Here is a 10,949-nt window from a genome sequence, read left to right on the forward strand (position 1 = left end):
GGTAGCCTGCGCCGCCCCCGTCTTTTTTAAAGGCTCATCTGCAGAACGCGGCGGCTGACGTCCGGTGTAATGTCGGCATGTTCACCCAGTGCGGTCATGCCGTGGGCCTCAAGCTGCCCGATCAGCGGCTCGATGGCGTCCTCGCCAATGTCGTAGGCTGACAGGCGCGTGGGGATGTCCAGACTTTCGAAAAACTCTTCGGTCCGGACGATGGCCGCTTCGATCCGCTCGTCTTCCGTGCCCTCGTGCAGGTTCCATACGCGGGCTGCGTACTGAAGCAGCTTGCCCCGCTTGGCCTCTTTCCGCGCGCGCAGCATGGAGGGCAGGACGATCGCGAGCGTCCGGGCATGGTCGATGTCATACCGGGCCGTCAGTTCATGGCCGATGCTGTGCGTGGACCAGTCTTCCGGCATGCCAACACCGATGATTCCGTTAAGCGCCAGCGTGGCGATCCACATGAAATTGGCGCGCAGGGAATAGTTTTCCGGCTCGCTCAGCACCTTCGGCCCGATCTCGATCAGGCTGAGCAGAAGCCCCTCGGCAAAGCGGTCCTGCGCCAGTCCGTCTGCGGGATAGGTGAGATACTGCTCTATGATGTGAACGAAGGAGTCCACGACACCATTGGCAACCTGTCGGACGGGCAGGGAATAGGTGCGGGTCGGGTCCAGCACCGAGAAGCGCGGGAAGACATGCGGGCTGCCGAAGGCCAGCTTTTCGTGTGTGGTCTGGCGGCTGATGACGCTGAAGCTGTTCATTTCCGAACCCGTCGCCGGCAGCGTCAGCACGGTACCCAGCGGCATCGCGGCTTTGACGTTTGCGCCGTGCGTCGTGAGGATGCTCCACGGATCGCCTTCGAAATCCACGGCTGCGGCCACGAACTTGGTCCCGTCAATGACGGACCCGCCGCCGACGGCCAGCAGGAAGTCCAGTTTTTCCTCCCGGATGAGTTCGACAGCCTTCATCAGGGTCTCGAATGTCGGGTTGGCTTCGATGCCGCCGAATTCCCGTGTGAAACGGCCTTCAAGCGCCTTGCGGACGGCCGGAAGCGTTCCGTTGCGTTCCGCGCTCGCCCCGCCGAACAGGATCAGGACGCGTGCTTCGGGGGGGATGTGATCGGCCAGTTTCGGGATCGTGTTCTCGCCGAAAATGATGCGTGTGGGATTGTAGAATTCAAAATTCTGCATGGGTCCTGCCTTCAGAGGAATCTTCTGATTGAGCCGCCATCGACGCGGGGTCTGTGCCTCACCAGATGCGGCTGTGTGGTCCTGCTTGCGGATATCCTACCGGTTTTCTGCCGTCCGGCACAGACGGGATGATGGTCTGGTTGCTGGTGGGAGCCTTGTGTGCGCTGCGTCGGGGTTCCATCTCAGGAAGGCGGGTGACCAACCCAGGCGAAACCGCAGGGGTAACCCGCCCGTTAAAATGCCCCGCAGGCCTAGGTCATGCAGGGTGAGAAAATGGGGATGCCGCGATGTATATTGCCATGAACCGCTTCAGGGTCCGGCCGGACAGCGAAGAGGCTTTTCGCAAAAAATGGCTGGATCGTGATGTTCTGCTCAGAACCGTGCCCGGATTTGTCAGCTTCCAGTTTCTTCGCGGGCCGGCGATGGAAGATTACGTCCTTTATGCCTCTCATACCATCTGGGCGTCTTACGATGCCTTCATCGGCTGGACCCGATCGGAAGAATTCCGGGCCGCGCATGCCGGTGCCGGGCACGGACCGGTGCTGACGCTGGGGCCTCCCGTATTCGAGGGCTTTCAGGTCCTGCAGGATATCCAGGCCTGAGCTTCGGTTCGTGAAGCGTTCGGACATGTCTGCTCTGGCTGCGTCATCTTGACGAACCTGTCATAACGGTTTGTGAATAGAACGAACGCGGGATCAGGCCTGAAATGCTTTTCGGTCAGCGTCATGCAGACCCGGCCGTGTCCCGCGTCCGGTATGGAAGACCCAGGACAGGAAGAACAATGACGGCATCTCTCCGTTGCGAAGTGGCAGCGCTCCTCGACAGCCTTGGCGTGTCACCTGATCTGTATACGGGGGGCAGTCTGGCGGTGAAGTCTCCGCTGACGGGAGAGGCGATTGCCGAGGTCGCGGAAGTCAGCGCGGAGCAGGCGAAGGAGACGATCGCCAGTTCGCTCGACGCGTTCAAAGTCTGGCGCAGGGTTCCGGCGCCGCGTCGCGGTGAGCTTGTCCGCCTGCTGGGTGAGGAGCTTCGGGCCAGCAAGGAGGCGCTCGGACGTCTGGTGACGCTGGAAGTGGGCAAGGTGCCGTCCGAAGGTCTCGGCGAAGTGCAGGAAATGATCGATATCTGCGACTTCGCGGTCGGTCTGTCCCGCCAGCTTTATGGCTTAACGATCCAATCCGAACGTCCGGATCATCGCCTGACGGAGCAGTGGCATCCGATCGGACCAGTGGGCATCATCTCGGCGTTCAATTTCCCGGTGGCCGTCTGGTCCTGGAATACCGCGCTGGCGCTGGTCTGCGGTGACAGCGTGATCTGGAAACCTTCGGAAAAGACCCCGCTGACGGCGCTGGCGACGCAGGCCCTGTTCCTGAAAGCCGCTGCTCGTTTCGGCAGTGATGCACCGGTCGCGCTCAGCACGCTTCTGGTCGGTGGCCGCGAGATCGGCGAACTGATGGTGGAAGACCGCCGTGTTCCCGTCATCTCGGCAACGGGTTCGACACGGATGGGTCGTGATGTCGGTGAGCGTGTGGCGCGTCGTTTCGGGCGCTCCATTCTGGAACTTGGCGGCAACAATGCGTCCATCGTCACCCCCTCCGCCGATCTGGATCTGACGCTGCGGGCCGTTGCTTTCGGTGCCATGGGAACCGCTGGCCAGCGCTGCACGACGCTGCGTCGTCTGTTCGTGCATTCCAGCGTCTATGACACGCTCGTGCCGAAGCTGGTCAATGTCTACAAGACGATTTCGGTCGGTAACCCAGTTGAGGGGGACGCGCTCGTTGGTCCGTTGATCGATGCGGCCTCCTTCAGGATGATGCAGGACAGCCTGAAGGCTGCTGCGGACGCAGGTGGCACGGTCCACGGCGGAACGCGCGTCGATGTGAATGGCGAGGCGTCGTTCTATGTTCGTCCGGCAATGGTCGAGATGCCATCGCAGACGGGCCCGGTGCTGGAAGAAACCTTCGCGCCGATCCTTTACGTCATGAAATATGACACGCTCGATGAAGCCATCGCGCTTCAGAACGACGTGGTGCAGGGCCTGTCGTCGTCCATTTTTGCGACCGATATCCGCGAGGTTGAGCAGTTTCTGTCGGTCCAGGGTTCCGACTGCGGCATTGCGAACGTCAATATGGGGCCGTCCGGCGCAGAAATCGGGGGAGCTTTCGGGGGCGAGAAGGAAACTGGCGGCGGGCGGGAGTCCGGTTCCGATGCGTGGAAAGCCTATATGCGCCGGCAGACCAACGCCATCAATTATGGCCGGACCCTGCCGCTTGCGCAGGGTGTGAAGTTTGATGTGGATGGCGGTTCGGCGGACGCTTGATCACGGATTTACGGAGGGGCGAGGCGCAGGCTTCGTCTCCTGATCCTGTGTAGGCGGGGCCTGCTTTTCCTCGCTGGCATGCGTGATGCTGAGTCGGTCATGGGTCGGCGACCAGGGGAGAGCCTTTTCCTCGACATAACCCGGCGGGGGCTTGAAATCCTCAAGCCAGAGCTTGCCCTTCATGGGATTGATCAGGACGTTAAAGTGCTTGAGGACGTCCATTCCCAAGATATTGAACTCCGCATCGGGGACGACATCCAGGGTGATGTCATGCAGCGTATGCGAGCCGAGTTGCAGCGTGCTGAAATGATGCCTGTGTCCGAGCAGGACTTCGCCGGCGCCGACGCGGATCTCGTCATCCTGCGCGAGCATGCGGCGTGAAATGCCCATTTTCCGCGCCACCCATTGCTGGATGATGGAGCGGTTGGCGCTGGTATTGATCTGCATGTCCACCTTGTGTCCGTCCAGCACGGCTGTCATCTGATTGAGCTGGGGGGACTCATCATCGAAGGAAACCAGGGGAATGAAGGGCCCCGGATCTTTCATGAGCGTTCCGATATCGGGGCAGTCCGGTGCCGTGTCGTAGGTAAAGATGGCCATTTTCTGGGAGTAACGGTCGATCAGGACATGATAGTTCCCGAGAATGTCCCACCCGATATCCACCATCAGGAGCAGCCCGTCGGGCGCTTTCGGGGGGCGTTCACCGACCAGCAGGGCGGTCATGTCCTTGAGGACGGCTTGCCCGATCTGAAGGCTGTGGACGGTGGTGGAATAGTTCCCGCCCGTTCCCGTGACGGAAATGGTCCTGATGGGATCTTCGCGGTAAAAATCAAATCCCTTGGCGTCCCAGACACTCGTGCGGGTGGTGAAGGTCGAGAAAAAGGCGCCGACGTCATGGTCATTCACCCGGACATGGATCACGGGCGCGCCGGCGGGGTTCAGGAAAGGCACGACTTCGCTTGTCATGACGCAGTCATGAATGGATCTGGCCTGGGCGGACGGGATGAGGGTGAGCAGAGCGAAAAAGGCAGAGGAAATATTCCGCCTGAAAGACAGTCTGCCCATCACTGATCCTAACTCAAGGGCGAGGTAATCCTGCCAGAACCTTGTCCCGTTTCCCCGCAAAAGCCAAATGCTTTCACGGGGATGCAGCCCCCCGCCTTATCGTGTGAAGGCCCGGGCGAAAGCGTTCTGCTGTTTGACTTCGACGGGGAGTCTTGTGTCGGTGAGGGCTTTGCCCTGCCATCCTGCGCCGAGGGCGATGTACAGCGCGACGGCGTTGCGGACACGGGCGAGGCGGCCGACGACGGCCTGGTCCTCGGCGGACAGGGCGGTCTGTTCGGTCGTCAGCACGTTCAGGTATCCGGTCAGACCGGCCGTGAACAGCTTCTGCGCGCGGTCGCGGGCCAGGCCGGCATCGACGGAGGCCTGGTTCAGCTCCTCGACCAGCTCGGCATTGTGCCGCCAGTCGCCCATCGCGTCCTCGACATCCGCAAACGCCTTGAGCACCGTCTTGCGGTAGGTCAGACGGCTGCCCTCGGCCTCGGCGCGGGCCTGCGCGATCGCGGCGGTATAGCGGCCGCCATGAATGACCGGCAGCGTCGCCATCATCATGAAGCTCCACGCCATGCCACCCGCCTGGAACGCCTGATAGGCGGCAGACGCGTTCGGATTGAACGTCAGCGGGATCATGAATTTCGGATAGAGGTTCGACACCGCAATGCCCACGCGTGCCGTATCGGCGGCATATTCGGCCTCGGCCACGCGGATGTCGGGGCGGTTGGCGAGCACGATCGAGGGCAGGCTGTCGGGGAAGCGCGGCAGATCCGGGATCGGACGGCGCTTTTCCAGCTCTTCCTCGAGCTGGCCCGGCATGTCGCCGACAAGCACGGCGATGGCGTGCATCAGCCGCTCTTCCTGCTCGTGCAGCGGGGCCAGACGGGCGCGTTCGAGATGCTCTTCCGTCTGCGCCTGTGCCACGGCCAGCGTGTTGCCCAGACCATGCGTGTAGAGCTTTTCGGTCAGTTCGCGCGAGCGCACGGCCACGTCGATGGCGCGTTCGGTGACGGTCAGACGCTCCTGCACGGAGCGCAGCGTCACGTAATCCGTGGCCATCTCGGCCAGCAGCGCGAGAAGGACCGCGCGCCGGTTCTCGATCGATTCCTCGACGATCCGCTTGCGCTCTTCCACCTGCCGGGCAATGTGGCCGAACAGATCGACTTCCCAGCTCGCCCGCGCGCCATAGGTCAGGACCGAGGCCTCGGGGCGGTTGGCTGTGTTGCCCGGACGCAGCGGCCAGTTGTCCACGTTAATGGAATAGCGGTCATCGCCACCACCCGCGGCCACATCGAGCTGCGGATACCAGGCCGACTGCGCCTGACGGCGGACGGCGCGCTCGGCGATGATGTGCTGCGAAGCGATCTGCAGGTCGTAATTGCCCTTGATCGCCTGTTCCACCAGCTCGTTGAGCATGGGATCGTGGAACTGCGCCCACCAGTCCTTCATGTCGGCCGCCGACTGCGCCAGCGCATCGGCGGTGGCCGGACGGGGCTGCTCGACGAAAGCGTCGGGCACCTTGATCCGGTCCGGCTTGAAGTTCGGCCCGACCGTGCACGCCGTCAGCGACAGGCAGGTGCTCAGGGCCAGAGCCACGCTGCGGAGGGCTACGGCCCGGGTAAAGGGCCGCGCCAGCGATCGGGAAAGGGGGGGGCGTGACATGTCAGAGGTGGTTCTGCAGCCAGGTGGTCAGACGGCCCCGCGCGCCCGGCGTCTCACGTCCGATCGTCACCGTGGCCGTCATGCCAGCCGCCAGCGTGATTTCCGGCGGGACGTTGTCGAACTCCAGACGCACCGGAATACGCTGTGCCAGACGCACCCAGGTGAAGATCGGGTTGACGTCCGGCAGGCCCAGCTTGTCGGACACGCCGTTCTGGTCGTTGATGCCGCGGCCGATGCTGACGACATGCGCCATGATGATCTGCTTGTAGCCCATCAGCTTGATCCGGGCTTCGTCACCCACATGCACGCCGTGCATCTTGGTTTCTTCGAAATAGCCGTTGATCCAGTAGCTGTGCGCATCGATCACCGCCAGGCCCGACACGCCGGCATGGGCGTAATCACCCACCCGCAGGTTGAGGTTGGTGATGTAGCCGTCCACCGGGGAATAGACCGTCGAGCGCTGCAGGTTCAGCAGGGCGGTGTTCAGCTCGGCCTTGGCCGCGTTGACCTTGGCGCGCTGGGTTTCAACATTGGAGTTGAAGTCTTCCTGCTCTTCCGCCGAGACGATGCCGCCCAGGCCCATGCGGCGCTTGGCGTCGGAGGTGCGGAGCTTGAGGTCTTCCTCGGCCCCGGCCACCCGGGCGCGGGCGGCGTCAATGTCGAGGCGGAAGCGCACCGGATCGAGCACGAAGAGCGGATCGCCCTTGTGGACGAACTGGTTGTCCACGACCGGCACGGCAACCACCGTGCCCGAGACTTCAGGGGCGGCGTCCACGACGTAAACGCGCACGCGGCCGTCACGGGTCCAGGGGGCGAGGACGTAGATGTCCCACATCGTGCGCCCCAGTCCGATGGCCAGGGCCAGGACGATGAGGGTCAGCAGGACACGGATCACGCTGCGGGTCCAGTTCATTGCCGACCCCTCCTATACGTAAAGGATGAGTAGACAGAGAACACAGACATAGAGCGCTATTTCAAAGAGGGCGACGTGCCAGAACCACCCCAGCGCACCGGTGCGCCACAGGATGCTTCGAAGCAGTAACGTCACAAAGACCGCCGCTACGGCATAAATGGAAAGCGGTGCAACGAAAACGCCAAACAGGTCAACTTCAGCCAGCATCAGGGACCGACCCCACCGTCAACCACCAGACTGCCACCCGCCAGACTGTACGCCAATTCGTCCACAACGCTCCTCGCTCAGCCACATCGACTCCCACTCAGTGAAGCAGCAGTCGGTGAGTGATATGGATCAAAAACTGAACCTCCTGACGAAAATGTCAACAGGATCTGTTTTCAATTGTGATGGTGTCATATAATCTATTGCTATGTCAACAGATGAGGTGTCAGCAGAAATGGCTGTCCAGTACGATCCGTCCATTCTTCGGGGCAGCAGTTTTCATGACATGGGGCTGACTTTTCATGTTCTGCGACTGTCGAGCCTGTGGCGGGCGCAGCTGGACCGTCTCCTGCGGCCCGAGGGCATGACGCTCGCGACCATGCGGCCCATGGCGTACCTGATGGTAATGGGAAACGGGATGAAGCAGAGCGATCTGGCGTCCGTCATGGGCGTGGACAGCTCGGCGCTCGTGCGGGTTCTTGATCATCTGGGGCGGGAAGGGCTGATCTCGCGGAAGCCCGATCCGCAGGACCGTCGCTCCAACCTTCTGGTTCTCACGCAAGCCGGGTGCGAGCGGTGCCGTCAGTTCCACCGCATCGCGGCGGATCTGGAAGCTCGTCTGACCGAGGGACTGCCTTCGGATGCCGTGGCGATGATTCGCAGCCAGCTTGGCATGATGGAAGGGAAATTTTCCCTCTCCGGTTTTTCTTCCCCCTGATTTTCCGGACCTTTCATGCGCAATCCTTTTCGCCAGCTTCTTTCTTTCGACCGCAACAGCGTGCGTTGGCGGAATTTCGTCTCCACGGCGGCTTTTACGGCCAGAGTGTTCCTGTCCATCGGCATTGCGCTCTTCCTCGCGTTCATGATCCAGCTGGAATCGCCGATGAGTACGGTGACGACCGTCCTGATCGTCGCGAACCCGACTGTAGGCGCACTGGTCTCCAAAAGCGTGTGGCGCATGACCGGAACGGTGATCGGTGCGGCCCTGAGTACGGCGGTCATGGCGATGTTCGTACAGTCCGCCGTCCTGTATTTCATGGCGCTGTCGGCGTTTGTGGGCCTGGCCTGCATGACGGCAACCTGTCTGCGTTATTTCCGGGCTTATGCGGCGGTTCTCGCTGGCTACACGATCATCATCGTGGCCGTTCCCGCGTTTGCGCATCCCGAGAATATTTTCATGTCCGCCATGATGCGCGTGTCGGACGTCGCACTTGGGATCGTGGTGACGGCGGCGGTGTTCATGGTGACGTCGCCGCGTCGGCGTCAGGGCACGATGGACGCGCTTTCGGGGGCGTTCCGCGAGACGATCCGCCATGCCCTGGTGTTTCATGAAGGACTGATGAACCGCTCCGATGCGCAGGATGCTCCGGGTTCGGAACCTGTGGGGACTGAAGGGGCTTTTCGGAGCCTTCCGCAGACAATCTATGACGGGCGGCAGCGTCTTCTGGGACAGCTGGCGCGGCTCGGGCCTGCCATAGAATACGCCGCGACGGACAACCCAGATATCCATGCCGGGGTGCGGGGATACCGGCTCGCCGTCAGTCGCATGACGGGGCTTGTCGCCTCCTATCACCCATACTGGCGCAATCTGGGAGTGGCAAATCCGCTCTCGGCGCCTGTTCATCGAGAAATCCGTGACACGCTGACTCAACTCCTCGCGCTGACGGAAAGCGCCGGATGGATCGAGTGGCCGCAGGGCGTGCTGGCCTGTCTGGAAGAATCGCTCGGGCGGCTTGAGGTTCTGGAAGGGGCGGCGACATCGCCTGCGGTTCAGGCTTCTGTCGATAATGTCCGCGACATTCTCCTCCAGCTTCGCGAGACGGTCCTGGACCTGTCCAGCCCGCGCGGCCCGCATGTTCGCGTCCGGGTGATGCCTTATCTGGAATGGATGTCGGCGATCTATAACGGGCTGCGCGGGATGCTGATCGCCTTTCTGGCCTGCATGATCTGGTACATCACCTATTTCCCGACCGGGCCGATGATGATCATGTATGTCGTGGCGGCATCGAGCCTGCTGTCCACGGCGCCCTCGGCGGCACGGGCCAGTCTGCCGATGGCGATCGGGACGGCGCTGTCGGTTCCGGCCTGCTGGCTGTGCCATATCGCCGCAATTCCACGCGTGGACGGTTATCCGATGCTCTGGCTGTCGGTCTGTGCCTGCATGCTGCCGGGCGTGTGGCTCCAGTTCCATCCGCGCTACGGCGTGGGGGCATTCGGTTACACGGTCTTTCTGGCGATGCAGCTGATGATAACGAACAGCATGGTTCCCGATGACATCACGCTCATCAACACCTGGCTCGCCATCCTGATGGGCTGCGCGCTGCTGGTTCTGGTGTTCCGGGTGATCATGCCGGCCGATCAGCGGCTTTATGCCTCACGGCTCGTCATTTCCCTTGGCCGCTCGCTTCAGAGCCTTTCGGCCCGGCCTGCGGCAAAAGTGCCGTCCTGGATGGTGTGGGAAGGGACGCAGATCCAGAAGGTTTCCATCCTGCTGATGCGGCTGTCTCTGGTGGCGTCTCCCATCGACCGTCAGGGATATGTCGATGGCGCGTTTGCTGCTCTGTCCTTGGGGCGTCTGCTGATCCGCCTGCGGCAGGCCGTGGAACCGGCGGGATTGAGTGCTCACGAGAGAGAGGCTCTGGATGTGGCGCTGGCGTCCTTCAGAACCCTGCGGCGGGATCCTGTCGGGACGGCTGCGGCTCTCATGTCAGCCGCGGGGTTGATAGGGGCGGGCGAGGCTTCCGGAATGGAGGGGCTGTACCGTATCCGTCTGGTGTCGTGTCTGGAGCAGAGTGCCCATATCATCGACAATATTCCGGGCTTCTTCCATGCGGATGGCCCGTTGCATCTCTGGTATGACGAGCGGGGACCTGCGACGCTGGTTGCGGTCAATCCGGCGCGGTGAGGATCAGGGCGCTGTCCGCTCGCGGATGACGTCCAGCGAGAGGGAAGCGGCTTCAAGAATATGCTGCTTCGTCAGGCGGCCGAGTTCCTCGCCGTCGCGAGCGCGGCAGGCCTGAAGGATCTGGAAATGTTCGGCGTCGGTGGCGGCTTTCCGACCCGGCAGTTCCAGATGGGCGCGGATGTAACGGTCGAGCCGGGAATGCAGGTCGTGGATCATGCCGTACAGCCGAGGGCGCTGCGCTGCGGCATAGATGGCACCGTGAAATTCCCAGTTCAGACGGCCGGACTGCTCCATGCCCTGTGCGCCGCCTGTTCCGCTGACAAAGGCCTCATAGGCGTCCTCGATCCGCGCCAGATCGACACGGGTGAGGGATGTCATGGCCAGTCCGGCCGCCATGCTTTCCAGCGAGGCGCGGATGTCCGAATATTCCAGAATGTCCGCCTCGCTCAGCCCCGTGACCACGGCGCCACGATGGGGCAGAAAAGCGATCAGGCCTTCCGCCTCAAGCTGTTTGAGGGCTTCGCGGACCGGGATGGTGGAGACGCCAAAATTGCGGGCAAGCTCCGACTGTCGCATCGGCTGACCATCGGTCAGGATACCGTCTGTGATGGCACGGCGCAGGGCGTCCGCGATTTCGAGCGAGGCCGAGCCGCTTTTCGTATCAACAGGGGTAAAGTTTGGCTCGGCAGCGCGCATGGGGTCGTC

General features: G+C 62.2%; 10 protein-coding genes. 4 read left to right on the forward strand and 6 right to left on the reverse strand.

The features are described from left to right. Positions 1 to 26 precede the first annotated feature (26 nt). Positions 27 to 1,184 (reverse strand): iron-containing alcohol dehydrogenase, encoded by a 1,158-nt coding sequence (locus tag GLS_RS11215; protein ID WP_041112281.1) that lies wholly within the window; start codon positions 1,182 to 1,184, stop codon positions 27 to 29. Positions 1,185 to 1,471: 287 nt separating this feature from the next. Here GLS_RS11215 and GLS_RS11220 point away from each other — a divergent pair, with 287 nt between their 5' ends. Both GLS_RS11220 and amaB read left to right on the forward strand, forming a co-directional pair. Further along, positions 1,472 to 1,786: an antibiotic biosynthesis monooxygenase family protein gene (locus tag GLS_RS11220; RefSeq protein WP_041112282.1), complete on the forward strand. Its 315-nt coding sequence runs from the start codon at positions 1,472 to 1,474 to the stop codon at positions 1,784 to 1,786. 179 nt (positions 1,787 to 1,965) lie between these two features. After that, on the forward strand, positions 1,966 to 3,504 hold the full coding sequence (gene amaB, locus GLS_RS11225) for an L-piperidine-6-carboxylate dehydrogenase (protein WP_041112283.1): 1,539 nt from the start codon (positions 1,966 to 1,968) through the stop codon (positions 3,502 to 3,504). On the opposite strand, the gene GLS_RS11230 is transcribed toward amaB, so the two are convergent. The 4 genes from GLS_RS11230 to GLS_RS11245 all read right to left on the reverse strand — a co-directional run bounded on the left by GLS_RS11230 (position 3,505) and on the right by GLS_RS11245 (position 7,342). Further along, positions 3,505 to 4,569, reverse strand: coding sequence for a retroviral-like aspartic protease family protein (locus GLS_RS11230; protein WP_041112284.1), 1,065 nt, complete (start codon positions 4,567 to 4,569; stop codon positions 3,505 to 3,507). Between the two features lie 96 nt (positions 4,570 to 4,665). Next, positions 4,666 to 6,222 (reverse strand): efflux transporter outer membrane subunit, encoded by a 1,557-nt coding sequence (locus tag GLS_RS11235; protein ID WP_052327568.1) that lies wholly within the window; start codon positions 6,220 to 6,222, stop codon positions 4,666 to 4,668. Position 6,223: 1 nt separating this feature from the next. Continuing rightward, positions 6,224 to 7,135 (reverse strand): biotin/lipoyl-binding protein, encoded by a 912-nt coding sequence (locus GLS_RS11240; RefSeq protein WP_011253626.1) that lies wholly within the window; start codon positions 7,133 to 7,135, stop codon positions 6,224 to 6,226. A gap of 12 nt (positions 7,136 to 7,147) precedes the next feature. After that, entirely contained in the window at positions 7,148 to 7,342 is a 195-nt protein-coding gene (locus GLS_RS11245) for a DUF1656 domain-containing protein (protein WP_041111784.1), read from the reverse strand. A gap of 232 nt (positions 7,343 to 7,574) precedes the next feature. On the opposite strand from GLS_RS11245, the gene GLS_RS11250 reads away from it, so the two are divergent. Next, on the forward strand, positions 7,575 to 8,057 hold the full coding sequence (locus GLS_RS11250) for a MarR family winged helix-turn-helix transcriptional regulator (RefSeq protein WP_062368189.1): 483 nt from the start codon (positions 7,575 to 7,577) through the stop codon (positions 8,055 to 8,057). A 15-nt stretch (positions 8,058 to 8,072) separates the two neighbouring features. After that, positions 8,073 to 10,244, forward strand: coding sequence for an FUSC family protein (locus GLS_RS11255; protein ID WP_041112285.1), 2,172 nt, complete (start codon positions 8,073 to 8,075; stop codon positions 10,242 to 10,244). 3 nt (positions 10,245 to 10,247) lie between these two features. Here GLS_RS11255 and GLS_RS11260 read toward each other — a convergent pair whose 3' ends face one another. Continuing rightward, entirely contained in the window at positions 10,248 to 10,940 is a 693-nt protein-coding gene (locus GLS_RS11260; RefSeq protein WP_041112286.1) for a GntR family transcriptional regulator, read from the reverse strand. Positions 10,941 to 10,949 lie beyond the last annotated feature (9 nt).

Source organism: Gluconobacter oxydans DSM 3504 (genome assembly GCF_000583855.1).
Classification (GTDB): Bacteria; Pseudomonadota; Alphaproteobacteria; order Acetobacterales; family Acetobacteraceae; genus Gluconobacter; species Gluconobacter oxydans.